This is a genomic window from Streptomyces sp. 1222.5, assembly GCF_900105245.1.
Taxonomy (GTDB): Bacteria; Actinomycetota; Actinomycetes; order Streptomycetales; family Streptomycetaceae; genus Streptomyces; species Streptomyces albidocamelliae.
Genome location: NZ_FNSZ01000001.1, coordinates 7,209,646 through 7,232,822, shown reverse-complemented (window position 1 = coordinate 7,232,822; position 23,177 = coordinate 7,209,646). Strand labels below are relative to the sequence as shown.

Here is a 23,177-nt window from a genome sequence, read left to right as displayed (position 1 = left end):
GCGTGCGTGTCGTTCACCGCGACCTCATGCGGACGCAACGCGTCACTACACCGGGACGACGTCTGTAAATTCCGCATGACCTCCGCCCCGTGGCGCGAACCAGGCCGGTGGAAGTCCTCAGTAACTGACGAACCGTCAGGTGGGTGGGCCGGCAGTCCGGAGCCCTGCGGGAATCCGCAGGTCAGTACATGTACACCAGCCGGAAAGCCCGAAGGGCCACCCCTCGGGGTGGCCCTTCACGACGTGCCGGGGCCCTCCAGTGTCAGCCGGAGGACGGGCCCAGGACAGCCGGTACGGAAGCGCCGGCGAACGACGGCGTCAGCCCGCCCGCGACGGGCGACGTCAGCCGGCCGGAGACCGAGGCGACGAGATCACCGGCCGGCGCCGGCACGCCACCGCCGGCGGACGGCCGCCGCTGATGCTCCGCGCCCGCCCGGGCGATGCGCGGGGCCGGGTCACCGTGCCCGAGGCCGCCACTCTCCCCCTCGGGGGCCACGCGAGGCGTATCGGCGTCTCTTCGCCCTGCGGGCACCCGTCCGCCCCCACCCTCCGTCGGTTGCGACGGCCGGCCCTGCGACGCCGGTGACGACGGCGCTCCGCCGTCGGAGTGCGGCAGCCCGCCCGTGCCCGTCTCCAGCAGCCATCGCTGCGCCGGCGAGCCGTTCCGGTCCGCGATCCCCACCCGGGTGGCTGATCCGCCCGAACCCGGCGTCAGCACGAGGCCCGGGTGTTCACGAAGGAGGATCTCGCCGCGCACGGTGATGTCGTAGGACGTCTCCGCCGTGCGCACCCCACAGCCGTCCACCACGACGCCCTTCCCGCCGGGATCGGCCGCCAGGCAGAGGGCGGGGTCGGCGGCGCTGCGCAGCAGTCCGCCGACCCGGTACGACCACTGCTGCGAGGCCGCCGTGGAGCAGTGCGCGAGCCGTACGCCCGCGCCCGGGGCCGGCCGGTCGCCGCGCACGTCCAGGCAGAGCCCGGAGGCGAGGCCGCGCAGCCTGCCGCGGGCGACCTCCACCGACTCGCCGACCGAGGCGGCGGAGGTGGCGGAACCGGCCGACGCCGCCGAGGACGAGCCGGCGGAACGCGCGCCGGTGCCGGGCCCGGTCGAACGAGGTGTGCCGCCGACCGGGGAGTGCCGGGCGGCGCCCCGCCCGGGGACACCGTTGTCATCGGACCAGCTCCGCGTCACGAGGGCGGTGGCGAGCAGCGCGAGCGCGGTCAGCCCGACGCCTACGGCCAGCGCCGTACGGTGACGGCCGTGCGGTCCGGTGCGATGACGGCCGCCGCTCACCGGACGGTCCGCCTCCGCCCGCGGCTCGACCTCCCCGGCCGCGGCGCGCCCTGGGCGCGAGTCGAGGTAACGGCGGGCACCCCAGCCGAGCACGGTCTCGGCGAGCAGCACCCCGAGGCGGCCGTCGAAGTGGGCGAACTGCTCGGCGGCGTGCCGGCAGTGTTCGCAATCCGCGAGATGCCGGCGCACTTCGGGCAGCAGAGCACCGCCACGCCGAATGGGGACGTCGAGGAGCCGGTTGTAGAAACGGCATTCCCTGGAGGGCGCGAGTTCGCGGTGGGCGCGTACGCAACCGGTGCGGAATTGTTCGCGTGCCTGCTCCAGTGCGGCCCTCGCGGTGGGCTCGTCGATACCCAGCAGACCGGCGGGTATGTTTATGGGCTCCGCCTCGACCTCGGTATGCCAGAGAAGGCATTGCGAGGCGCCGGGAAGAGCTTGGAAAGCGCGTTCGGCGAGCTGTCGCCTTTCCGGTGTGCCGGGCTTTGTCGCACTGAGTCCGCGGCCACCTGCGGTTCTGCGCAATTCCGGCAGGGTGGCGCAGGCGGTCTCGTCCGTCGCCCAGGCGCGGACGCTGTCGCGGACGGCGACCAGGAGTCGGGGGCGCAGCGCTCCGCCGACCGCGCCGCCCGTCATACGGCCGAGGACTTCGTGGAAGGAGGCGGTGGCCACCAGGTGGGCGGTGGGTCCGGCAGAGGTCAGACAGACGACGGCGTAGTCACGGGCGGCCCGCCAGTGCCGGGCGAGCAGCAGGGCGACGGCGTGGTGACGGGCGACATGCGGACCGGTGAGCTGGGCGACGAGAGTGCGGTCGGACTCCCCGGTCGAACCGGGCAGTGGCGAATACGGCGGGCGTGGGGGGTGGGGGGACTGCACGGAACCATTTCCTTTCCAGCCGCAGGACGGAGTGCGCTGTGGGGTGTCCTGTCGGAAAGCAGTGCCGGATTGGCGTGTACCTGAGGGCCGGCCCGGGCGTCGGGCGCCTGCCTCCGCCCTCCCGTGGGGAGGCTCACCTTCGCACACGCGCATCACAGGAAACAAGAAGTTCGAATGACTCGGCGCCAACGTCGGCCCATCATCCAGGGGTTACCGTCGGTACGGTCTGAACGGCCGTCCGAGGGCCGGCCACAAGCCGGTCAACTGGTGTGCGGCGAAAGCGGGATGGCACACCACATCTCCGAATTCCGCACCGCACGCGGCCCGTCTTCCACAGCCGGTTCCCATGATTGTCCGGGCGCGCTCTCATCGGCGTGTCCCAGCATCGGCCCCATGATCGCCCGCCACTCCACCACGCCCTCCGCCGCCGCCCGCACGGTCCGCAAGGCGGTCGTACCGGCAGCCGGTCTCGGCACCCGGTTCCTGCCCGCGACCAAGGCCACGCCGAAGGAGATGCTGCCCGTCGTCGACAAGCCGGCCATCCAGTACGTGGTCGAGGAGGCGGCCGCGGCCGGGCTCGACGACGTCCTGATGGTCACCGGCCGGCACAAGCGGGCCGTCGAGGACCACTTCGACCACGCCTTCGAGCTGGAACAGGCCCTGGCGGCCAAGGGCGACACCGTGCGCCTGGACGCCGTCCGCGATCCGGCGCGGCTCGCCGACGTCCACCGCATCCGGCAGGGCGACCCACTCGGTCTCGGCCACGCCGTGCTGTGCGCCCGTCGCCATGTCGGGGACCAGCCCTTCGCGGTCCTCCTCGGTGACGATCTGATCGGCCCCGGCGAAACCCTGCTCAGCCGGATGCTGGAGGTCCGGGAGCGGTACGCGGGCAGCGTGGTCGCCCTGATGGAGGTCGACCCCTCGCAGATCCATCTCTACGGCTGCGCGGCGGTGGAGCCGACGGGCGAGGCAGACCTCGTCCGGGTGACGGGCCTGGTGGAGAAACCGGCGCCCGGGACCGCGCGGAGCCCGTACGCGGTCATCGGCCGCTATGTCCTGGACCCGGCCGTGTTCGGCGTCCTGGAGCGCACTCCGCCGGGCCGCGGCGGCGAGATCCAGCTGACGGACGCCTTGCGGGAGTTGGCGGCGGAGGGCACCGTGCACGGTGTCGTCTTCCCGGGCCCGCGCTACGACACCGGCGACAAGGCCGACTACCTGCGCACGGTGGTCCGCATGGCGTGCGCACGCCCGGACCTGGGGCCGCTATTCACCGCCTGGCTGAAGGAGTTCGTCGCCGCACTGGAACCCGGCGGCACTCCGACGGTGTCCGGGGACGGGACCGGGCGGCCTGAGACGGCGGCGGGCCCGGGGCCGCGATCCGCTCAGGTCCCACCCGTCGCCGGCCGACGGGCCCGGGCCACGGGGTCCGCGAGGGACCCCGTGCCGGACCTGCGGCTCACTTCTCCTGGTCGATGGGCCGCAGCGTCCACAGGACGCTCATCTCGCCGGTCACCGCTCCGTCCGCGCGCCGGATCTCGATCGCCACCGGGAACTCCGGGCGCTGCCCGGCGTCCAGCTCGGCGACCACCTCGGCGGCCGGACGGCCCAGCGTGGCGGTCGCGGTGACGGCGCCCATCGCCAGCTTCTTGTAGGCGATGTCGGCCCGCACGGCGAGCGGTACGGCACGCGAGAGCTGGTCCCCGAAGGCGGCCAGCACGATCGCCCCACTGGCCGACTCCCCGAGCGTGAACATCGCGCCGGCGTGCGGTCCGCCCACGTGGTTGTGGTACTCGCCCTGGTCCGGCAGGGACACCACGGCCTTGTCCGCAGTGGTCTCCAGGAACTCCAGGTTCAGGGTCCGGGCCATCGGCACGGTGGCGGCGAGCATCTCGCCGATCGACATCTGGTCTGCGCTCATGGACGTCATGTTACTCATGAGTAGAAGAGCCTGAACAGATCCTGTGCCGACACTCACGCCACCTCCTCGGGGCCCGCCGGGCACCTCGACGAGGACCGGTTGCTCCGCCCCGTACGCGACGGCACTAGTGTTACTGGCCATGTGGCCAGATCAGCAGCCGCCAGGGGGCGCGCAGAACCCGCAGCAGAACCCGTACCAGCAGCCGGGTTACCAGCAGCAGAACCCGTACCAGCAGCCCGGACCTCAGCAGTATCCGCAGGCCGACCCGTACGGACAGCAGCAGTGGGGGCAGCCCCCCACGGTGCCCGTCCCCGCGCCCCCGCAGGGCGGCGGTGGCGGCCGCACCAAGCTGATCGCGATCATCGCGGCCACGGCGGTCGTGGTCACCGCCGCCGTCACCGGCTACCTGGTGCTCGGCGGCTCGAAGGACGACGAGGCGGACGGCGGCAAGGGCGGCGGGCAGAAGAAGACCCACGCGCCCACCGCCCCGGCGTCCGACCCGACCGCCTCGGCCTCGGAGGACAACCCGCGCGGCGGCGAGGCCGAGAAGCCGACCATCCCCGGCTGGAAGGTCGTCGTGAACACCAAGTGGGGCGTCGCTTTCGACGTGCCCGCGGACTGGCAGGTGAACCAGCCCGGCCTGGCCATCGGCTTCGAGTTCGACGACCCGAAGCAGAAGGGCATCACCGTGTCGGCCAGCGCCGAGTACAAGCCCAAGTGGTGCACCTCGGACGACGACAAGGACGGCCGCACCAGCGACACCCCGCTGGCGGTGGTGGGCACGAAGGGCGCCAACACCGCGAAGAACACCGACGAGATCGCGATCAACACCCCGCCCTGGTGGGTCTTCGGCGGCTACACCATGCCGGACAAGAAGAGCATCTCCTGGGACAAGAAGGCCACCCCCTTCACCACCACGTCGGGCGTCAGGGGCAGCTACGCGTGGGCCCAGTCGACCCACACCCCGCGCAAGGGCAAGTGCGTGACGGACGGCAAGGCGCTCACCTTCGGCTTCAAGAACGCGGCGCACAACTACGTGTCGTTCAACTTCTACGGCGCGAAGGGCGCCAAGGGTGAGGTCCCCAAGGCGAGCGTCCTCAAGGTCCTCGCCACGGTCCGGCTGCACGGCATGCCCACGAACGAGTGACCGCTCCGGGTCCGCGGGCCGCCGCGGTCACGGCGGCCCGCGGACCCGGGATGGCTCAGCCCTTCAGGTAACCGCGGTAGACCCAGTGGCCGTACAGCTTGGGGGCGCCGTTGTCGGAGACCTCACAGCTGGCGATGCACTCCCATGTGCCGTCGCTCTTCTTGCACTCGTACCTGGAAACGACCTTGGCCCCCTTGTACACGTGCCCGATCACCTTGCCGCGCGCGGCGGGCGTCTTGTGCACGGGCGCCTTGCCCTTGGTCACGACGTAGCGGTGCGCGACGGGGTTGCAGCTGAACGAGGTCGCGGAGGCGGGCGCTGCGGCGAGGGCGGGTACGGCCGCGCCGAGGAGCGCCGCCGTGCCGAGCAGGGCTGCGGCATGCTTGCGCATGACGGTCCTTTCTTCTTTTGTCGAGCAAATGAGTCATCGCCATGACAAACAGTCATGAACATGACTTGATCACCCTAGAAGGACCGGTCACCGCAGTCAAAGACGCACGGCGCACGGCGAGTTGGCGAAGGTGATTCGCCGGGGGAAACCGTTGGAAACCACCGCTCTCACCAGCGACAGTCGGCCGGTGAAGTCGCCCTCCCGGTGTTCGGCGTCTCCTGGATGACCGCCATCGGCCTGCACACGCCCACGGAGCTGTCTCGTCAGGACCGCTGTGTTCTGGGTCCAGGGTGCAGAACAGCCAGGTCTCCATCTGTCACGACGAGGCGGCGTGGCGTGCCCTGGTCGCAAGACGGGTGCCCGGTTCAGCACGAGGGGGCGTCAGGTGACTCGGACGTCACGGTCGTTGTCGGTCGTGGAAGGGCCCGATGATCTGCTGTTGCCGTGGATCAGCCGATACGGATCAGGACGGGTGCGGGTGCCACCGCGGTGATCGCGGGCGCGCTGGGCGCCTGGGCATCGCCCCTGTTCGGTGCCTCGCCCCCACCGGCGACACCGCCTGCGTGCGGGCCGGCGGTTTCGGGTGATCGTGCCTTGCCCGGGTCCTGCGCGAGTCCGTTCGCCCACAGCTGGTCGACACGGGAGCGCTCGGTGGCGTTCGGGTAGCGATTGGTGCAGGACGGGCCGGCGGTGCCTCCCGACATCAGCTCGCTGCACGGCCCGCCGTAGTCGTCCGGCAGGCCCAGCACGTGCCCGGTCTCGTGGGTGACGACGCGGACCGAGTCGTACTGCTGGTTCTGGGTGTAGTCGAGGAAGACGTAGCCACTTCCGTGGTTGTTGGAGGAGCTGTAGGACCCGCGCGGGTCGTTGCCCTCGCGGTAGGAGAAGTCGGCACCACCGCTCGACGCCTCCTGCAGCTTGACGTTGGACTCGGAGCTGTTCCAGATCGAGGCCGCGCTCGCTATCTGCGAACGGAAGCTCGGTGCCTGCGAGGCGTCGTAGTAGACGGTCACCGCCTGCGCGTTCGGCTGGGCGGCACGCTTCTCGGTAACGGATTTGAGCACGGCCTCGAAGAACGCCTTGTTGTTCGCGGCCTCCTCAACCGACCCGGAGTACCGCGCCACGGAGGTACCGGTGACAGCGGACGCGGTGTCGGCCGTCTGGGCGGCGGCCGGCACCGCCGCGCCCAGCGCGCTGGAGGCCAGCCCCAGAGCGAGGGCGAGGAGCCTCGCGGACGTTCGGGACGACTTCATGTGGGGCTCCTACTCACTCGGTGACGCCGAACGCCCGGTGCCCGGTCGGCTGCGTGTGAACACCGGTTCCGAACTGCGGCGACGTCCTGTGGGGCGTCATTCTTAGAGCGGCTCGACAAGAGCGCAAAGGGTCCTCGCCACTACGTCGCCTCGTAGGTCCCCGGACCTCGCCAGGGCAGGCACGGGTCTCCGGTCCGTACACGGCGGGCAGACGGGAAGGACTGTCGCGGCGTCAGAAGCCTTACGCCACTGGGCAACGGGGCGTGCGGACCGACCGGGGGAGTCCCAGGACGTGCGGCGGGATCCACATCCGGGGCCAAGACGGACAAATCCTTAGATGTCTTCCATGTTGTGTCTACTAAGCGAGCCGGTTTGTCGGCGATGCTCTGTGGCCGACGTCACAGAAAAGTAGCTTCCGCTTCTTTCGCGCCCCGCCGGCCCCCGGGGCACACCCCCCAGGGACCCTCGGGCCCGGCGAGCGCGGGGAAAGGGCCGATGGGTTCCTCGCCCGCCTCCGGCAGCGCGTCCCGCACCCGGTGGCTTCGGGACTGTGCGGGTCGGGCTGTCGTCAGCCACGCGAACGAGGTGCGTGTCTGTCTCGAACAGATCGCTTGACTCGACACCGGTCCCGCCTGCACCGCGGTACCCGTTCCGGCTCTGGCGCCCGAAAGTCGCCGCTGGTGGTCGGGCTCAGCCGGGCAGCGGGGACGCCTCCGTCAGGAAGGAACTCAGGGTTCGGACGCCGAAACGGTTACCGTCACCAAGGTGTTGCGCGCTGCACCAGGAGATCCCGGAGGAGAAGCTCTCGCGGGTCTCGGCGTACGACTGGTTCGGGTCGGTGTCGCTCATGCCCCTCGCCACGGCCCTGGCCGGCCCCGCCGAGAGCGCCTTCGGCCGCACGGCCGCGCTGTGGGGATGCGCGGCGCTGGTGGTCGTGGGCACCGCGCTGGTGCTGCTGGTCCCGGACGTCCGCACCCTGACCCGCCGCACCGTGCCGGTCGCCGCCGCCCCGCAGGCGTCAGCCGATGCCGAAAGCGCCGTCGGGGGGCTCGGGTGACGGCACGGCGTCCGCGTCGTCGACCGGCCGGGCCGACCCGATGAACTCCCGCACCGCCGCACCGTGTTCGACCCGCGCGGGAAAGGCGTCCGCGGCGGCCCGGCGGGCCGGCCCCGCGATGTCGAGGGACCGGTGCGCGGCGACGAGCACGGCGTTGCCGAACCGTCGCCCGCGCAGCACCCCCGGCTCGGCGATGAGCGCGAGCTCCTCGAAGACCGTGGCGAACGCGGCCAGCTGGGACCGCAGGAAGCCGAACGGCGCCGCGTCCGCGAGGTTGGCCAGGTAGACGCCGTCGGGGCGCAGCACGCGCTCGGCCTCGCGGGCGTAGGCGAGCGTGGTGAGGTGGGCCGGGACCCGTGACCCGCCGAAGACGTCGGCGATCAGCACGTCGGCGTGGTCGTCGGGGGCCGCCTCCAGCCAGGCCCGGGCGTCGGCGGCGTGCCGCGTGACACCCGAGTCGGGCGGCAGGGGCAGGTACTCGGCGACCAGTTCCAGCAGGGCTCCGTCGGCCTCGACCACGTCCTGCCGGGAGCCGGGCCGGGTGGCGGCCACGTAGCGCGGCAGCGTCAGCGCCCCTCCTCCGAGGTGGACGACGTGCAGCGGCCGCCCCTGTTCGGCCACGGCGTCCAGGACGTAGCCGAGCCGCCGCGTGTACTCGAACTCCAGGTACGCGGGGTCGTCGAGATCCACGTACGACTGCGGCGCCCCGTCGACCGTGAGCAGCCAGGCCCGCGCACGGTCGACGTCCGGCATCAGCTTGGCGGTGCCGTGGTCGGTGACCCGGGTCACGGGTATCGATGCGTTCACCCCTTCATTGTCGGGGACCGCACCGGCGCGGGGGCGCGGAGGACCACGCGGGCCGTCCTCGCGCCCGCGCGGTCCTCCGCGCTCGCCGCCCTCACTCCACGGCGGTCACGGTCCCCGCTCCCACGGTCCGCCCGCCCTCCCGGACGGCGAACCCCAGCCCGGGCTCCAGGGGGACCTCCCGGCCCAGCTCCACCGTCATCCGCACCGTCTCCCCCGGCCGGGCGAAGGCCGCCTCGCCGAGGTCCACGTCTCCCACCACGTCCGCGGTACGGATGTAGAACTGCGGCCGGTACCCGGTGGCGATCGGCGTCGTGCGACCGCCCTCGCGCCCAGACAGCAGGTACACCCGGGCCGAGAACCGCCACGCCGGCACCACGCTGCCCGGCGCCGCCACCACGTGCCCGCGACGGACGGCGTCCCGGGGCACCCCGCGCAGCAGCACGGCAACGTTGTCCCCGGCCTGCGCCTCGTCCATCGGCTTGCCGAACGTCTCCAGACCGGTGACCACGGTCTCGACGTCCGCGCCGAGCACCGACACCCGGTCCCCGACCCGCAGTCTGCCGCGCTCCACGGCGCCCGTGACGACCGTGCCCCGGCCGGTGATGGTGAGCACGTTCTCCACCGGCAGCAGGAACGGGGCGTCCACGTACCGTTCCGGTATCGGCACGTAGGTGTCCACCGCGTCGAGCAGCGCCTCGATGGACGCCGTCCACCGCGGGTCTCCCTCCAGCGCCTTCAGCCCGGAGACACGGACGACGGGTACGGAGTCGCCCGGGTACCCCTGCGCGGTGAGCAGGTCGCGGACCTCCAGCTCGACCAGGTCGACGAGCTCCTCGTCCCCCGCGCCGTCGGCCTTGTTCAGCGCGACCACGATGTGGTCGACGCCCACCTGCCGGGCGAGCAGCACGTGCTCGGCGGTCTGTGGCATGATCCCGTCGAGCGCGGAGACGACGAGGACGGCCCCGTCGAGCTGCGCGGCGCCGGTGACCATGTTCTTGACGTAGTCCGCGTGGCCCGGCATGTCGACGTGGGCGTAGTGCCGGGTGTCGGTCTCGTACTCGACGTGCGCGATGTTGATGGTGATGCCGCGGGCGGCCTCCTCCGGGGCCCGGTCGATGCGGTCGAACGGCACGAACGTGCCGGTGCCGCGCTCGGCCAGGACCTTGGTGATGGCGGCGGTCAGGGTGGTCTTGCCGTGGTCGACGTGACCCATGGTGCCGATGTTCAGGTGCGGCTTGGTGCGCACGTAGGCCGTTTTGGACATGGCTGTACCTCGGAGCCTCTCCGGTCGTACGGGAACGCGGGACCCCGGTGAGTGGCCGACCCTCCCCCTGCGGGGTCCGCCGGTCGATCCGGAGAGGGTCAGCTTCGGGCGCCGTCGACAGCGGCCGTGAGGAACGGGACGGCAGCCTTCGGCGCATCCGCGACGGCGGATGCTGCGAGGAGGAAGGCGTACCGGAACATGACGCCGATCATCGCCGACGGTTTGTCCGGCGTCGAATGGTTTTTGACGGTGAGTGGGACCGGGAGCCGCAGGTGGGCGGGGCGCGGGAACCGGCCGCGGCCGGGTCAGGCGCCGATGTTCTTCAGCGCCTCCCGCACGGTCAGCGGGGCGAACCGGCCCCGCTCCCGCGTCAGCAGGTCCCGTACGGCCCCGGGGTCGGTCTTGGCGTACTCGCGCAGCGCCCAGCCGATCGCCTTGCGGATGAAGAAGTCGGGGTGGCCGGACTGGCGCAGGCAGTAGGCGAACAGCCGCTCGGCGTCGGTGCGTTCCTTGTAGCGGAGCTGGTGGAGGAGCGCCGTGCGGGCCACCCACAGGTCGTCGTCGGTGATCCAGACGTCCATGTCGGCGGTGAGTTCCGGGGCGGCGGCGACCAGCGCGCCGACGACGTGCGCGGCGAGCAGGTCGACGGTGTCCCACCAGGGGACGGTCGTGACGAGGTACCGGGTCACCGGCAGGAAGCCCGGGGAGCAGCGGGCCGCGTGCCGGCGCAGGAAGTCGACGGCGAAGTAGTGGTATTCGCGCTCGGGCAGCGCCCAGCAGCGCAGGGCGACCGCCGTGCAGTCGGCCTCGTCGGGGCGCGCGATGCCGGCCAGCACGGTGCGCGACAGGGCGCGGCGGGCCGGGGTCGGGATGCCCAGGAAGGGCGTGACGTCCTTCATGTAGGCCCCCATGGCGGCCGCCCGCCCGGGATCGGCCGCGGCCGCGTAAGCGGTGGTCAGCCGGTCCAGCACGGTGTCGGCGAGAGCGCTGCGCGGTACGTCCGGCGGGGCCGCGCCGGTGACGGTCATGAGACGAACCATACGGCGATCAGACACGTTCGTCGGTTAATGTCACCGGATGCTCGATGCCAACCGCTCTGGCACCGCCACGGCCTCTCCCCGGGCCGCCGCCACGGAGCTCACCGTCCCCGTGCCGCCGCCGCTGCGTCCCACGGGACCGGCCGCACGCTGCACACGCGTGCTGCTGTCCCCCTACGCCCGGCTCTCACTGCTCTGCGCCCTGCTCGCGGCCGCCGCCGCGTGCGTGCTGCTGTTCGAACCGCAGCGGCTGCTGACCCACGGCTGGCCGCCGCAGCTCGGCGGGGCCGCCGCGGCCGTCGTGTTCGGGGCGGCGTACGGCCTGTGCACCGTTGCGTTCGTGCCGCGCCCCCTGCTGAACCTGGCGGCGGGCGCCCTGTTCGGCTCACAGGTGGGACTGACGACGGCGCTGGCGGGCACGGTGCTCGGGGCCGGGGTGGCCTTCGGGCTGGGCCGTGTCCTCGGGCAGGACGCGCTGCGCCCGCTGCTGCGGGGCCGCTGGCTGAAGGCGGCCGACGGGCAGCTCAGCCGGCACGGGTTCCGCTCCATGATGGTGGCGCGACTGTTCCCGGGGGTGCCGTTCTGGGCGGCGAACTACTGCGCCGCCGTGTCCCGCATGGGCTGGTTGTCCTTCCTGCTGGCCACGGCACTCGGCTCGATCCCGAACACGGCCGCCTACGCGGTCGCCGGGGCCCGCGCCTCGGCCCCTACCTCCCCCGCCTTCCTGATCGCGATGGCGTGCATCGCCGTACCCGCGCTGGTGGGCACGGCGGTGGCCTGGCGCAAACGCCACCAACTGCGCGGCCACTGAGCAGCCCGACCGCCACCGGGCCCGCCCGGGCAGCCCGCCACCGACGGCGAACGCCTCGGCCCGACCGCCGCCGCGGGGCGGACCGCGGCCGTCGGAGAAACCGCGGCCGAGCGGCTGGGATCGGTCGCCGACAACGGCCGACCGCCGGCTCGGCCGACCGGAACGCAGCCGGGAGATCACACAGCAACAGGTCCTGCCGCCGGTGTGGGACGGACCGGCGGCCGTGGAACAGTCCGGCGGCCGTTCGGACCGCGATCGACCGGGCACGACGGCCGAGCCGCCTCATGCCGGCCGCCGACAACGGCCCGTCCACCGGCCCGACCGGCCGGAGCCGGTGAACGGCCCTGCCGCCGGCGCGGAGCGGACCGACGGCCGTCGGAGCAGCCGGCGGGCGAGTGGCTCGGGCCGGTCGTCGGGGTCAGGCCTCCGGCCGGCGGGCCGGAGGCCTGACGCGCGGCCGAGAGGTCACGTGGCCGGCCTTGGAGCGCTCAGACGCCCTCCAGGATCATCGCGTTGGCCAGGCCGCCCGCCTCGCACATGGTCTGGAGGGCGTAACGGGCACCGCGCTCGTGCATCGCGTGGACCAGGGTGGTGGTCAGGCGGGTGCCGCTGGCGCCGAGCGGGTGGCCGAGGGCGATGGCGCCGCCGTGGACGTTGACCTTGGCGAGGTCGGCGCCGGTCTCCTGCTGCCAGGCCAGAACCACACTGGAGAACGCCTCGTTGACCTCGAACAGGTCGATGTCGCCGAGGTCCAGCCCGGCCCGGCGCAGCACCTTCTCCGTCGCCGGGATGACACCCGTCAGCATCAGCAGCGGATCGGAACCGGTCACGGCGAAGCTGTGCAGACGGGCCAGCGGGCGCAGACCGAGCCGGGCCGCGGTCTCGCTCGAGGTGATGAGGACGGCGGAGGCGCCGTCGTTGACGGGACTCGCGTTGCCCGCGGTGACGCTCCACTCGATCTGCGGGAAGCGCTCGGCGAAGCCGGGGTCGTAGTAGGCGGGCTTGAGTCCGGACAGGATCTCCGGCGTGCTCCCGGGCCGTACGCACTCGTCGCGGGACACGCCGTCCAGCGCTGCCACCTCGGCGTCGAAGAGCCCGGCTTCCCACGCGGCGGCGGCCTTGTGGTGCGAGGCGACGGCGAACTCGTCCATACGCGCGCGGGTGAGCGACCACTTGGCGGAGATCAGCTCGGCGCTGATGCCCTGCGGGACCAGGCCCTCGGGGTAGCGCTCGGCGACTCCGGGGCCGAACGGGTCCTTGCCCGCGGGCACGTTCGACCACATCGGCACCCGGCTCATCGACTCCACACCGCACGCGACCACGAGGTCGTAGGCGCCGGACATGACGCCCTGCGCGGCGAAGTGCACGGCCTGCTGGGACGAGCCGCACTGGCGGTCGACGGTGGTCGCCGGGACGGTCTCAGGGAAGCCGGCCGCGAGGACGGCGTACCGGGTGGTGTTCATGGCCTGCTCGCCGACCTGGTCGACGGTGCCGCCGATGACGTCGTCGATCAGCCCGGGATCGACGCCGGAGCGCTCGACCAGGGTGCGCAGGGTGTGCGCGAGGAGCTGGACCGGGTGGACGTGGGCGAGGGAGCCGTTCGGCTTGCCCTTGCCGATGGGCGTGCGTACGGCTTCGACGATGACTGCGTCGCGCATGGTGCGGGCCTCCTTGGCCGCCCGGTACCCACCCCCCGGAAGGAGGGTCGGCAGGGAGCGGGAGCTACCGGTGAGTAGGAAATCCGAACTCACCATAGCGCTGTAAGTTTGAAAATCAAACCCTGAATGAGGCTGACCTCCTAGACTGACCTCATGGCCGCCACGAAAGACCCGCGCCCCTGCTCGATCGCCGACGCCCTCGCGCTGGTCGGCGAGAAGTACTCCCTGCTCGTCCTGCGGGAGGTGTGCCTGGGCAACGGCCGCTTCGACCAGCTCGTGCGCAACATCGGCGCCCCCCGCGACGTCCTGGCCACACGGCTGCGCCGGCTCGTGGACGCCGGAATCCTGACCAAGCGGGTCTACAGCGAGCGCCCCCAGCGCTTCGAGTACCGCCCGACCCCGGCGGGCCTGGAGCTGGAGCCGGTCCTGATGACCCTCAAGGAGTGGGGCGACCGCCACCTCCGCCAGGGCACCGACCTGCCCATGCTCGTCGAGCACGCCTGCGGCAACGAACTGGTGCCCGTGGTCACCTGCCGGGCCTGTGGCGACCCGGTACGGCACGAGGACCTCACGGCCCACCCCCAGGCGCCGGGATGGACGGTCTCAGGACCGGCCGCGGCCTGAATCACGCCCCTGCCGGAACACGTCGAGCTGATCGAACTGCCGTCCAACCCCCGTTGCCCTGCCGTCATCCGGGCCCGCTACGCTGCCTTCGTCACATGATCAGCACTTCTCGCTCCGGCCTTTCACCCCTCAGCACTTGGACGCCGTACCTCCATGTCTTGGTTTGAATCCCTCGTCCTCGGACTCGTCCAGGGGCTGACCGAGTTCCTGCCCGTCTCCTCCAGCGCCCACCTGCGGCTGACCGCGGCGTTCTCGGGCTGGGAGGACCCCGGTGCGGCTTTCACGGCGATCACGCAGATCGGTACGGAGACCGCGGTCCTGATCTACTTCCGCAAGGACATCGGCCGTATCGTCTCCGCCTGGTTCCGCTCGCTGTTCGACAAGGCCATGCGCCGGGACCACGACGCCCAGATGGGCTGGCTGGTGATCGTCGGCTCGATCCCGATCGGTGTGCTGGGTCTGACGCTGAAGGACCAGATCGAGGGGCCGTTCCGGGATCTGCGGATCACCGCCACGATGCTCATCGTCGTCGGCGTCGTCATCGGCATAGCCGACCGGCTGGCGGCCCGGGACGAGACGGGCGGCCGGCACCGGGCGCCCAAGCAGCGCAAGTCCCTGGAGAACCTGAGCGTCAGGGACGGCCTGGTGTTCGGCCTGTGCCAGGCCTGCGCCCTCATTCCGGGCGTCTCCCGCTCCGGCGCGACCATCAGCGGCGGCCTGTTCATGGGCTACCGGCGCGAGGCGGCGGCCCGTTACTCCTTCCTGCTGGCCATCCCGGCGGTGCTCGCGTCCGGCGCCTTCGAGGTGAAGGACTCGGTGAGCGAGGGTCATGTGGCCTGGGGCCCGACGCTGTTCGCGACGGTGATCGCGTTCGCCTCGGGGTACGCGGTCATCGCGTGGTTCATGAAGTGGATCTCCAACAAGAGCTTCATGCCGTTCGTCTGGTACCGCATCGCCCTCGGCGTCGTCATCATCGCCCTGGTCTCGGCGGATGTGCTGAGCCCGCACGCGGCGGAATCGGCGAGCTGACGACGGACCCCGCGGGCTACGCTCCGGACGCATGGCCCTCACCCAGCAGTTCGCCCGCATCACCCCGGCCTATCTGGAGCGCTGCCGCGCCTCGGCACTCGACTCGGTGGAGGCGAAGCCGGGTTGGGGCCCGCCGGCGCACGACACCCTGGACGCGGACTGGGCGCTGTGGGGCCTCAAGTGGTACTGCCGTGACCGGCTCGGGGACACCGCGGCGGACCGGCTGCTCGACAGGGTGACCAGCGGCGACCCCGGCGGGGACGTGGAGTTCCTCGACCACCCGGAGGTCTACGACGGGTATGACGGCCCGCCCCGACTCCTGTCACCGGCCGCCGTTTCGGACATCTCCCGCGCCCTCGACGAGTTCGCCCTGGACGATGTCCTCGCCACCCTGCCGGCGGACCCCTCCGCGGCGGCCGTGGCCTGCGGGTTCGACGGTTTCCGGGGCGACGTACGCGCGTACCTGAACCGGTACTTCACCGTCACGAGCACGTTCTTCAGGGCGGCCGCCCAGCAGGGCATGTGCGTTCTGGTCTGGGTCGACTGAAGGGCGGCGGGAGGGCGTCGGCGGTGACCAACCGCATACCTTCTGTGTAGCCATGCGGTAGCGCAGTGTCAGTGCTTGCCCCTAGGCTTGTCCGCATGTCCCCCGATTCCATGCCCTCTGGTTCCGTTCGCTCCGCTGCCGAGCTGAACGAGCAGATCCGGGCGCTGTGGCTGCGTGCGGGCGGCACCCTGTCGGCACAGGAGCGCGCGGAGTACGAACTGCTGGTGGTCAAATGGGCCGAAGCGATCCGCACCCGCGTCATCGAGGCGGCCTGAGCCGCGTAACCGTCCGGCAAGGCGCCGCACCGGCGCCGGCACGTCGTGCCCACCGGAACGGCTACCGCCAGAGATCGGCGCCATCACGCCCACTGGGGTCCGATGTCAGAAGGTCTTCGTGCAGCCCCGCGAGCGCTCGCCCGGTCGGGGCACCGTCTTCGCCCGACTCCATGACGATCCAGCCGACGTCCATGCCCGACGCATTCACGTCACCGCCGGAGTCGAGCTCGTCAAGCGTCCCGAACACCGCCTCGTAGGCGACCGCTCGTGCCAGGCGAACGAGGTCATCCTCGTCCGCTCCGGCGGCGAGGAGCCGTTGGGCGGCCGGCAGCCCGGCGAACGCGCCCGGATCGGCCCACCCATCGATCGGTGCGCGCCACAGGCTCCGCAGCAGTGCGAACCGTGCGAGGTGCGGAAGGTTTTCCATGACCTCCGACCTGGCCCGGTCGTCGGCGTCGGCCGCGCCGAGCGCTTCGAAACGAAGGCGCAAGCAGTCCGCGGACGCCCTCCGGTCCGCGTCCAGACTGTTCAGCCAAGTCCGCCACTGGGATGGAGAATCGCTCACCGCGACAGCATGCCCCACGAACACTCCGGTGGGCCCCTCTCGCCGAGTGGATGTGCGAGACGGTCCTCGCTGGCTAGAGTCGTACCGTTACACCTGGTTGTGGGGACAACCAGAGTGCCTTGGGGAGGGCCTGCGGGACATGAGTCGTCGCTCCAGTGGCTTGGCCGGGGTATGGGCCGAGATGCAGAGGCAGCAGCAGCGGCAGTCGGAGGCCGAGGCCCGACGACGCAGACAGGAAGCGCAGCAGGCGCGTGCCCATCAGCGGCGAGCCGTCCAGAGTCACCGCGAGTACCGGCAGGCGGAGGCGCTGCGCCGCACCGAGGAACTGGACGCGCGGGTCACCTCGCTGCAAGGTCTGCTCGCCTCGGGTTGCCGGGCGCCGGCCTTCCGGGCCGCCGCCCTCCTGCGCCCCGAGGAAGTCCGGCCGTTCGCTCCCGGGCCGCTGGCGCGGCCCGTGCCGATGCCCGACTTCGATCATTACCAGACGCAGAGCGGGTGGACCGCCGGCCGCCGCGCCCAGGCGCAGGCGGAGGCCCGCGCGCGCTTCGAGCGGGACTGGCATGCCGCCCAGGCTGCGGAGGCCCAGCGGCAGCGGCAACTGGCCTCGTACCAGCGGGAGTACGAGCAGTGGGCCGACGCCCAGCTGGCCGAGGTGCGGCGGCACAACGCCGGCGTCGTGGAGCTGACCGAGGGGGTCCGGCGCCGCGATCCCGAGGCGGTGGTCGAGTACTTCTCCGCCGCTCTGTACGCCTCCACCGCGTGGCCGGAGGGCTTCCCCCGCCAGGTGGCGGCGGCCTACGACCCGGCAGCCGGGCAATTGGTGCTCGACTGGGAACTGCCCGCCTACGACGTCGTCCCCGAGGCCAAGTCCGTTCGCTACATGCCCAGCCTGGACCAGGAGAAGGAGACGCCCCGCCCGGTGGGGCAACGCAGGGCCCTCTACCGTGAGGTTCTGGCGCAGTGCATGCTGCTCGTCCCGCACGAACTCTTCGCCGCCGACGAGCTGGGCGCGCTCGAGTCGGTGACCCTGAACGGATTCGTGGACGGGCACGACCCCACGACGGGCCGGCCGGGCCACATCTACCTCGCGACCGTCATGGCCGCGCGCTCGACCTTCCGCGATCTGCACCTGGCCCAGGTCGACGCCTGCAGCTGCCTGGCCGACGGACTGCGCGGACAGCTCTCCGCCCGGCCCGACCAGCTCGCGCCGGTGCGGCCGAGCCGCCGGCCGCAGGAGGTCGGGAACCGTGTCGTCACGCACGGCGGCGACGAGGACCCCGACCTGTACGAGATGGATCCGATCGCCTTCGAGAACCTCGTGGCCGATCTCTTCCGGGCCATGGGCATGCAGGCGGTCACCACCCAGCGCTCCAACGACGGCGGGGTGGACGTCGACGCCCTGGACCCGGCACCGATCCGGGGCGGCAAGATCGTCGTCCAGGTGAAGCGCTACCGCAACACGGTGCCGCCCACCGCCGTGCGCGACCTGTACGGCACCGTCCAGGACGCCGGCGCCAACAAGGGTGTGCTCGTGACGACGTCGGGGTTCGGCCCCGGCTCCCACACCTTCGCCAACGGCAAGCCGCTGGAACTGATACCGGGAACCGAACTCGTCGACCTGCTGCACCGTCATGGGCTCCGCGGCCGACTGGGCGACGGTGCCCGCCGCGCCGGAACGCGGCCGTCGGCTCCGGTCGCCGGTCCCCGGCTGCCCGACGACTACAACGTCCTGGGCATGTCGTGGACGGGAGGTGTCGCCCTGGACGTGTGCGCGCTGGTCTGCCGCGGCAACCGCGTCCTGAGCGATGACCACTTCGTCTTCTTCAACAATCCGCGGACGCCGGACGGGACCGTGCGTGCCCTGCCCGCGAACGCGCCCGACAAGGCCGCGATCTGCGTCTCCTTCGACGCGTTGCCGAGTGAGGCCGACCGGTTCGTCCTCGTCGCCGCCGTCGATCCGGAGGTCAACCCGGACGCCGACCTCTCCGGCTTCACGGACGCGTGCATCCGGCTCCTCGACCCCGCGATGACCGAACTGGGCAGACTGGAGGTCTCCGACGGCCGGCCGGACGAGACCGCCCTGGTGCTCGGCTCCTTCCGGCGCAGATCCAACGGCGACTGGGACTTCGTCCTCGGCGGCAAGGGCTACACGGGCGGCCTGGAGGAGCTCGTCACGGACTACGGCATCGAGGTGGAGTAGGCCCTGGCGCACAGGGACGCTCGGAACTGCGGTTCGTTCTCGACGGTGTGTTCGTGCGCACGGGCGGGTTCGCGTTCCGGTCACACCACGCGTCACCCGATCTCGGGCGTCCCTCTTGGCTCCGCGCCGCCCATGCCCAAAACTGTGCCGATGACGCAGCGCGCTGAGCTCGCCACCGTATTGGACCGTCTGGCCGTGGACGAGTTGATCACCGAGTACGCGGGGGCGGTGGACGACGGCGACTGGACGGCGTACCGCCGGCTGTTCACCGCCGACGGGCGGGCCGACTACCGCTCGGCCGGCGGCATCGAGGGTGACGCGGCACAGGTCGCCGGATGGCTGGCCGAGAGCCTGGCCCTCTTCGACATGCGCCAGCATCTGATCGTGAACCGACGGGTGCGGTTCGGCCTCCTGGACCACGACACCGGAGACACCGCCCGGGTGCGCGCCGACTACCTCAACCCGATGCGGTTCACGTCCGACGGCGGCCCCGCCGCGCCCGACCTGGTGTGCGGCGGGCGCTACGACTTCGGGCTCCTGCGCACACGGGAGGGCTGGCGGCTCAGCGAGGTCGTCGTCCACGAGAAGTGGCGCCGCCTGCCCGAACGCAGACCCGCGGACCTGCGGGACTGAGCACTCGGTGGGTGCGGTGCCGGGTCCCCGGCAGCGCACCCACCGGCCCCGCACCTCGCCACGCACCGCTCCCCCGCGACGACGCACTGTCGGAGATCCGACGCGACGCGCACACTGGAGCCAGTGCTGGGTAAAGAGGGTCCTTATGAGGACGATCGGCCACTGGCTCACCTCCCCCTGGCGGCGCTCCGTTGCCGCCGCCCTCGCGGGTGCCCTGCCCGTGCTCGCGTTCCCGGCCCCCTCCCTGTGGTGGTTCGCGTACGTGGCACTGGTCCCCTGGATACTGCTGACCCGCTCGGCGCCGACGGCACGGCGGGCGGCGTACGACGGATGGTGGGGCGGCTTCGGTTTCCTGGTCGCGGTGCACCACTGGCTGCTGCCGAGCCTGCACGTGTTCATCTTTCTCATAGCCGTCCTGCTGGGCGCGCTCTGGGCTCCCTGGGGCATGCTGATCCACCGCTTCCTGGGCGGGGCTCCGTCACCGGGCCGGGGCGCCGCCGCGCTGCTGGTACTGCCGTCGGCCTGGCTGGCGGTGGAGCTGGTGCGGTCCTGGCAGGGGCTGGGCGGACCGTGGGGCATGCTGGGCTCCAGCCAGTGGCAGGTGGGCCCGGCGCTGCGACTGGCCTCGGTCGGCGGGGTGTGGCTGCTCAGTTTCCTGGTGGTGGCGGTCAACGTGGCCCTGGCCGTCCTGGTGTCCGTGCGCGAGTCGCGGGTGCCGGCCGTGGCCTCCCTGGTCGCCACGGCCGCCGCGACCTCGGCGGCGTGGGCGTGGGCACCGCACCCGGACGCCGACGGGCGGGTGCGGATCGCCGTCGTCCAACCGGGCGTCGTGGACGGGCAGGACAGCGGCGACAAGCGTTTCGACCGCGAGGAGCAGCTGACCCGGCGGCTCGCCGGCCAGGACGTCGACCTCGTCGTGTGGGGTGAGTCCAGCGTGGGCTTCGACCTGGGGGACCGGCCCGACCTGGCCCGGCGGGTCGCGGCGCTGTCCCGCGCTACCGGCGCCGACGTGCTGGTGAACGTGGACGCCCGCCGCTCCGACCGGCCCGGGATCTACAAGAGTTCGGTACTGGTCGGCCCGGACGGCCCGACCGGTCAGCGGTACGACAAGATGCGGCTGGTGCCGTTCGGTGAGTACATACCGGCCCGCTCGCTGCTGGGCTGGGCCACCTCGGTCGGCAAGGCGGCGGGCGAGGACCGCAGGCGCGGCACCGAGCAGGTCGTGATGAACGTCGGGCACGGGCTGCGGATCGGTCCGCTGGTGTGCTTCGAGACGGCGTTCCCGGACATGAGCCGGCATCTCACGGAGGACGGCGCGGACCTCCTCCTCGGGCAGACCTCCACGTCCTCGTTCCAGCACAGTTGGGCTCCGGAGCAGCACGCCTCGCTGGCGGCGCTGCGTGCGGCGGAGACCGGCCGCCCGATGGTGCACGCCACGCTCACCGGCGTCTCGGCCGTGTACGGACCGGGCGGACAGCGCCTCGGCCCGTGGCTCGGCACGGACGAGAGCACCGCGCGCGTGTACGACGTACCGCTCGCGCACGGCGTCACGCCGTACGTCCGCTACGGCGACTGGCCGGTGCACGGAGCGCTGCTGGTGCTGGCCGCGCTGTGCGGGGCGGAGGGGGTGCGGGCGCTCAGGCTGCGCCGGAACGGTCCTGAACCGCTCGTACCACGCGCTCGCACAGTTCATGAGTCGCCAGCGCGTCCCGGGCGCTGAGCACCTTCCCGGCGCGTACGGCGTCGAGGAAGGCGAGGACCGCCTGCTCGATGCCGCGCTGCCGGGCCACGGGCACCCAGTCGCCGCGGCGGCGGACGGTCGGCTGGCCCTTGTGGTCGATCACCTCGGCGAGGTTGAGCACCTGACGCTTGGTGTCCTGTCCGGAGACCTCGAGGATCTCCTCGGCCGAACCGCTGAGCCGGTTCATCACGCCGAGCGCGGTGAAGCCGTCCCCGCCGAGCTGGAGGACGAGGTGGTGCAGCAGCCCGTCCTCGACGCGGGCGCGCACGGTGACGTCGTCGACCGGACCCGGCACCAGGAACCGCAGGGTGTCGACGACGTGGATGAAGTCGTCGAGGATCATCGAACGGGCTTCCTCGGGCAGCCCGATCCGGTTCTTCTGCATGAGGATCAGCTCGCGCGGGTGGTCCGCGCACTGCGCGTAACCCGGGGCGTAGCGCCGGTTGAAGCCGACGGACAGCGAGACTCCGCGCCGCTCGGCGAGGGCCACCAGCCGTTCGGACTCGGCGAGTTCGTAGGCGAGGGGCTTGTCCACGTACGTCGGCACGCCCGCCTCCAGCAGCCGTGTGACGATCTCCGGGTGGACGGCGGTGGGCGCGTGCACGAAGGCCGCGTCGAGGCCGGCGGCGAGCAGCGAGTCCAGGCTCGTGTGCCGCTGGTCCTCGGGCAGGTGCAGGGTGTCCGCGACCCGGTGCAGGGTCGCGGGCGTACGGGTCTGCAGGTGCAGGTCGACTCCCGGCTGCGTGCCCAGCACCGGCAGGTACGCCTTCTGCGCGATGTCCCCGAGTCCGATGCAGCCGACCTTCACGTGCGCTCCCTGTCCCGCTTGCCTGCGTGTGTCTGATCGGCAGCATACGGGGGCCGCCAGTCGGCGATGCCGTCGAAGCCGCGCAGGAACAGCGCCGGTCCGGCCTTGGACAGGGCGGCGACCGCGGTGTCGCGTACGGCGACGACGGCGCGGCCGCCCGCCATGTTGAGGCGGCCCACCCTGACCGCCTGGCGGGCGATCGCGGTCGTGCGGGGCAGCCGGGCGGCGGTGTAGGCGGGCAGGTCGGCGGCGTGGTGGGCGAGGACCACGGCGTCCTCGATGGCTTGATTGCCGCCCTGCCCGAGGGTCGGCGGCATGGCGTGGGCCGCGTCGCCGAGGAGCGCGACCCGGCCGCGGTGGTGGGCGGGCAGGGGCCGGGCGATGTGGTGGACGTCGTGTCGGAGCACGTCCTCGGGGCGGGCGGCGGCGAGGACGGAGGGGATCGGCTGGTGCCAGTCGCCGTACCGGCGCAGGAGTTCGGCCCGCTCGTCGTCCGGGACCCGCTCCCCCGCCGGGGCCGTGGCGGCGGCGTAGGCGTAGACCCGGCCGTCCTTCAGCGGGTGGGTGCCCCAGATGTGGCCGCGGCCCCAGGTCTCGTGCGAGGCGAACTCCACGCCGGGCACCGGGATCAGCACGCGCCAGGTGGTGAACCCGGCGTACACGGCGCCGGGGTGCTCGGGGAACAGGGTGCCGCGGACACGGGAGTGGACGCCGTCCGCGCCCACCACCAGGTCGGCCTCCAGCTCCGTAGTGCCGGCGGTCACCCTGGCGGGCCGGGTGCGGTCGCCCGGGTCGGCGAGGGTGGCGGCGGCAGCGGTGCGCACGGTGCCGGGCGGGAGCAGGGCGGCGAGCCGGTCGACGAGGGTGGCGCGGGGCAGCAGGACCAGCGGGCCGCCGAATCGGGCTTCGGCGGCCTCGGCGCTGGAGCGGGACAGCCAGCGTCCGCGTGGGGTGCGCAGTCCGCCGTCGCCCTGCCAGGCGGCGAGGTCGCGGATCTCGTCGCCGATGCCGAGGACGTCCAGGGCGCGCAGGGCGTTGGGGGCGAGCGAGATGGCCGCGCCGACGGGCTCCAGCGAGGGGGCCCGCTCCAGGACGGTCACGTCGAGGCCGCGCCGGTGCAGGGCCGCGGCCGCGGTCAGACCTCCGATCCCGCCACCGATGACGATCGCGCGCGTCGGCTGTGCCATGGCTCTCCCCCTGCCTCCTTGGACTACATCTGTAGTACGGGTTGACGATACTACAGCC

The 23,177-nt window shown here is 72.2% G+C and carries 21 protein-coding genes and 2 pseudogenes; 11 read left to right on the top strand and 12 right to left on the bottom strand.

What is annotated here, in order from left to right; all coding sequences use genetic code 11:
- Positions 1 to 262: 262 nt before the first annotated feature.
- A complete protein-coding gene (locus BLW57_RS32810; RefSeq protein ID WP_256339640.1) occupies positions 263 to 2,167 on the bottom strand; it encodes an RICIN domain-containing protein in 1,905 nt (634 codons plus the stop codon).
- Positions 2,168 to 2,560: 393 nt separating this feature from the next.
- Here BLW57_RS32810 and BLW57_RS32805 point away from each other — a divergent pair.
- Positions 2,561 to 3,484 (top strand): annotated as a pseudogene (locus BLW57_RS32805) (UTP--glucose-1-phosphate uridylyltransferase); the annotation flags it as partial.
- A gap of 139 nt (positions 3,485 to 3,623) precedes the next feature.
- On the opposite strand, the gene BLW57_RS32800 reads toward BLW57_RS32805, so the two are convergent.
- On the bottom strand, positions 3,624 to 4,094 hold the full coding sequence (locus tag BLW57_RS32800) for a DUF4442 domain-containing protein (protein ID WP_093479346.1): 471 nt from the start codon (positions 4,092 to 4,094) through the stop codon (positions 3,624 to 3,626).
- A gap of 130 nt (positions 4,095 to 4,224) precedes the next feature.
- Between BLW57_RS32800 and BLW57_RS32795 the strand changes: the two genes are divergently transcribed.
- The gene (locus tag BLW57_RS32795) at positions 4,225 to 5,232 is read left to right on the top strand and encodes a DUF8017 domain-containing protein (protein WP_093479345.1); all 1,008 of its coding nucleotides are present in this window, start codon (positions 4,225 to 4,227) and stop codon (positions 5,230 to 5,232) included.
- Between the two features lie 55 nt (positions 5,233 to 5,287).
- On the opposite strand, the gene BLW57_RS32790 is transcribed toward BLW57_RS32795, so the two are convergent.
- The 3 genes from BLW57_RS32790 to BLW57_RS41585 form a co-directional block, all read right to left on the bottom strand.
- Positions 5,288 to 5,623: a hypothetical protein gene (locus BLW57_RS32790; RefSeq protein WP_093479344.1), complete on the bottom strand. Its 336-nt coding sequence runs from the start codon at positions 5,621 to 5,623 to the stop codon at positions 5,288 to 5,290.
- A gap of 449 nt (positions 5,624 to 6,072) precedes the next feature.
- Entirely contained in the window at positions 6,073 to 6,876 is an 804-nt protein-coding gene (snpA, locus tag BLW57_RS32785) for a snapalysin (RefSeq protein ID WP_093479343.1), read from the bottom strand.
- Between the two features lie 690 nt (positions 6,877 to 7,566).
- The gene (locus tag BLW57_RS41585; protein WP_176985374.1) at positions 7,567 to 7,725 is read right to left on the bottom strand and encodes a hypothetical protein; all 159 of its coding nucleotides are present in this window, start codon (positions 7,723 to 7,725) and stop codon (positions 7,567 to 7,569) included.
- Here BLW57_RS41585 and BLW57_RS32780 point away from each other — a divergent pair.
- Positions 7,649 to 7,933 (top strand): annotated as a pseudogene (locus BLW57_RS32780) (MFS transporter); the annotation flags it as partial. The gene BLW57_RS41585 and the pseudogene BLW57_RS32780 sit on opposite strands and share 77 nt — an antisense overlap.
- On the opposite strand, the gene BLW57_RS32775 reads toward BLW57_RS32780, so the two are convergent.
- From BLW57_RS32775 to BLW57_RS32765, 3 genes are all read right to left on the bottom strand, one after another.
- Positions 7,895 to 8,740, bottom strand: coding sequence for a spermidine synthase (locus BLW57_RS32775; RefSeq protein ID WP_093479342.1), 846 nt, complete (start codon positions 8,738 to 8,740; stop codon positions 7,895 to 7,897). The pseudogene BLW57_RS32780 and the gene BLW57_RS32775 sit on opposite strands and share 39 nt — an antisense overlap.
- 91 nt (positions 8,741 to 8,831) lie before the next feature.
- Positions 8,832 to 10,004, bottom strand: coding sequence for an elongation factor Tu (tuf, locus tag BLW57_RS32770; RefSeq protein WP_093479341.1), 1,173 nt, complete (start codon positions 10,002 to 10,004; stop codon positions 8,832 to 8,834).
- Between the two features lie 305 nt (positions 10,005 to 10,309).
- Positions 10,310 to 11,032: a DNA alkylation repair protein gene (locus BLW57_RS32765; RefSeq protein ID WP_093479340.1), complete on the bottom strand. Its 723-nt coding sequence runs from the start codon at positions 11,030 to 11,032 to the stop codon at positions 10,310 to 10,312.
- 49 nt (positions 11,033 to 11,081) lie between these two features.
- On the opposite strand from BLW57_RS32765, the gene BLW57_RS32760 reads away from it, so the two are divergent.
- Positions 11,082 to 11,852: a TVP38/TMEM64 family protein gene (locus BLW57_RS32760; RefSeq protein WP_093479339.1), complete on the top strand. Its 771-nt coding sequence runs from the start codon at positions 11,082 to 11,084 to the stop codon at positions 11,850 to 11,852.
- Between the two features lie 488 nt (positions 11,853 to 12,340).
- On the opposite strand, the gene BLW57_RS32755 is transcribed toward BLW57_RS32760, so the two are convergent.
- Positions 12,341 to 13,510: a thiolase family protein gene (locus BLW57_RS32755; RefSeq protein WP_093479338.1), complete on the bottom strand. Its 1,170-nt coding sequence runs from the start codon at positions 13,508 to 13,510 to the stop codon at positions 12,341 to 12,343.
- Between the two features lie 153 nt (positions 13,511 to 13,663).
- Here BLW57_RS32755 and BLW57_RS32750 point away from each other — a divergent pair, with 153 nt between their 5' ends.
- The 4 genes from BLW57_RS32750 to BLW57_RS32735 all read left to right on the top strand — a co-directional run bounded on the left by BLW57_RS32750 (position 13,664) and on the right by BLW57_RS32735 (position 15,985).
- Positions 13,664 to 14,134, top strand: a complete 471-nt coding sequence (locus tag BLW57_RS32750; protein WP_093479337.1) for a winged helix-turn-helix transcriptional regulator — start codon at positions 13,664 to 13,666, stop codon at positions 14,132 to 14,134.
- 153 nt (positions 14,135 to 14,287) lie between these two features.
- Complete coding sequence (locus BLW57_RS32745) at positions 14,288 to 15,163, top strand: undecaprenyl-diphosphate phosphatase (RefSeq protein WP_093479336.1); 876 nt, start codon at positions 14,288 to 14,290, stop codon at positions 15,161 to 15,163.
- A 31-nt stretch (positions 15,164 to 15,194) separates the two neighbouring features.
- Entirely contained in the window at positions 15,195 to 15,710 is a 516-nt protein-coding gene (locus BLW57_RS32740) for a DUF1877 family protein (protein ID WP_093479335.1), read from the top strand.
- Positions 15,711 to 15,805: 95 nt separating this feature from the next.
- Positions 15,806 to 15,985, top strand: coding sequence for a hypothetical protein (locus BLW57_RS32735; RefSeq protein WP_073895166.1), 180 nt, complete (start codon positions 15,806 to 15,808; stop codon positions 15,983 to 15,985).
- A gap of 61 nt (positions 15,986 to 16,046) precedes the next feature.
- Here the strand turns inward: BLW57_RS32735 and BLW57_RS32730 are convergent, their stop codons facing one another.
- Positions 16,047 to 16,550 (bottom strand): hypothetical protein, encoded by a 504-nt coding sequence (locus BLW57_RS32730; RefSeq protein ID WP_256339639.1) that lies wholly within the window; start codon positions 16,548 to 16,550, stop codon positions 16,047 to 16,049.
- A gap of 139 nt (positions 16,551 to 16,689) precedes the next feature.
- Here BLW57_RS32730 and BLW57_RS32725 point away from each other — a divergent pair, with 139 nt between their 5' ends.
- The 3 genes from BLW57_RS32725 to lnt all read left to right on the top strand — a co-directional run bounded on the left by BLW57_RS32725 (position 16,690) and on the right by lnt (position 21,103).
- The gene (locus BLW57_RS32725; protein WP_176985805.1) at positions 16,690 to 18,750 is read left to right on the top strand and encodes a restriction endonuclease; all 2,061 of its coding nucleotides are present in this window, start codon (positions 16,690 to 16,692) and stop codon (positions 18,748 to 18,750) included.
- Between the two features lie 150 nt (positions 18,751 to 18,900).
- Positions 18,901 to 19,383 (top strand): nuclear transport factor 2 family protein, encoded by a 483-nt coding sequence (locus BLW57_RS32720; RefSeq protein ID WP_093479333.1) that lies wholly within the window; start codon positions 18,901 to 18,903, stop codon positions 19,381 to 19,383.
- A 145-nt stretch (positions 19,384 to 19,528) separates the two neighbouring features.
- A complete protein-coding gene (gene lnt, locus BLW57_RS32715) occupies positions 19,529 to 21,103 on the top strand; it encodes an apolipoprotein N-acyltransferase (RefSeq protein ID WP_093479332.1) in 1,575 nt (524 codons plus the stop codon).
- Here the strand turns inward: lnt and BLW57_RS32710 are convergent.
- Together BLW57_RS32710 and BLW57_RS32705 are read right to left on the bottom strand one after the other, a co-directional pair.
- On the bottom strand, positions 21,021 to 21,932 hold the full coding sequence (locus BLW57_RS32710) for a Gfo/Idh/MocA family protein (protein WP_093479331.1): 912 nt from the start codon (positions 21,930 to 21,932) through the stop codon (positions 21,021 to 21,023). The genes lnt and BLW57_RS32710 overlap by 83 nt on opposite strands.
- Positions 21,929 to 23,119, bottom strand: a complete 1,191-nt coding sequence (locus tag BLW57_RS32705) for an FAD-dependent monooxygenase (RefSeq protein ID WP_093479330.1) — start codon at positions 23,117 to 23,119, stop codon at positions 21,929 to 21,931. Before BLW57_RS32705 ends, BLW57_RS32710 begins: the two co-directional genes overlap by 4 nt.
- Between the last annotated feature and the right edge of the window lie 58 nt (positions 23,120 to 23,177).

What these genes read in the sequence shown, in the direction of transcription:
- BLW57_RS32750 (WP_093479337.1), top strand. Translation starts at nt 13,664, where the DNA reads ATGGCCGCCACGAAAGACCCGCGCCCCTGCTCGATCGCCGACGCCCTC.
- snpA (WP_093479343.1), bottom strand. Translation starts at nt 6,876, where the DNA reads ATGAAGTCGTCCCGAACGTCCGCGAGGCTCCTCGCCCTCGCTCTGGGG.
- lnt (WP_093479332.1), top strand. Translation starts at nt 19,529, where the DNA reads ATGAGGACGATCGGCCACTGGCTCACCTCCCCCTGGCGGCGCTCCGTT.
- BLW57_RS32755 (WP_093479338.1), bottom strand. Translation starts at nt 13,510, where the DNA reads ATGCGCGACGCAGTCATCGTCGAAGCCGTACGCACGCCCATCGGCAAG.
- BLW57_RS32765 (WP_093479340.1), bottom strand. Translation starts at nt 11,032, where the DNA reads ATGACCGTCACCGGCGCGGCCCCGCCGGACGTACCGCGCAGCGCTCTC.
- BLW57_RS32740 (WP_093479335.1), top strand. Translation starts at nt 15,195, where the DNA reads ATGGCCCTCACCCAGCAGTTCGCCCGCATCACCCCGGCCTATCTGGAG.
- BLW57_RS32735 (WP_073895166.1), top strand. Translation starts at nt 15,806, where the DNA reads ATGTCCCCCGATTCCATGCCCTCTGGTTCCGTTCGCTCCGCTGCCGAG.
- BLW57_RS32800 (WP_093479346.1), bottom strand. Translation starts at nt 4,094, where the DNA reads ATGACGTCCATGAGCGCAGACCAGATGTCGATCGGCGAGATGCTCGCC.
- BLW57_RS32760 (WP_093479339.1), top strand. Translation starts at nt 11,082, where the DNA reads ATGCTCGATGCCAACCGCTCTGGCACCGCCACGGCCTCTCCCCGGGCC.
- BLW57_RS32720 (WP_093479333.1), top strand. Translation starts at nt 18,901, where the DNA reads ATGACGCAGCGCGCTGAGCTCGCCACCGTATTGGACCGTCTGGCCGTG.
- BLW57_RS32705 (WP_093479330.1), bottom strand. Translation starts at nt 23,119, where the DNA reads ATGGCACAGCCGACGCGCGCGATCGTCATCGGTGGCGGGATCGGAGGT.
- BLW57_RS32790 (WP_093479344.1), bottom strand. Translation starts at nt 5,623, where the DNA reads ATGCGCAAGCATGCCGCAGCCCTGCTCGGCACGGCGGCGCTCCTCGGC.
- BLW57_RS32725 (WP_176985805.1), top strand. Translation starts at nt 16,690, where the DNA reads ATGAGTCGTCGCTCCAGTGGCTTGGCCGGGGTATGGGCCGAGATGCAG.
- BLW57_RS32745 (WP_093479336.1), top strand. Translation starts at nt 14,288, where the DNA reads ATGTCTTGGTTTGAATCCCTCGTCCTCGGACTCGTCCAGGGGCTGACC.
- BLW57_RS41585 (WP_176985374.1), bottom strand. Translation starts at nt 7,725, where the DNA reads ATGAGCGACACCGACCCGAACCAGTCGTACGCCGAGACCCGCGAGAGC.
- tuf (WP_093479341.1), bottom strand. Translation starts at nt 10,004, where the DNA reads ATGTCCAAAACGGCCTACGTGCGCACCAAGCCGCACCTGAACATCGGC.
- BLW57_RS32795 (WP_093479345.1), top strand. Translation starts at nt 4,225, where the DNA reads ATGTGGCCAGATCAGCAGCCGCCAGGGGGCGCGCAGAACCCGCAGCAG.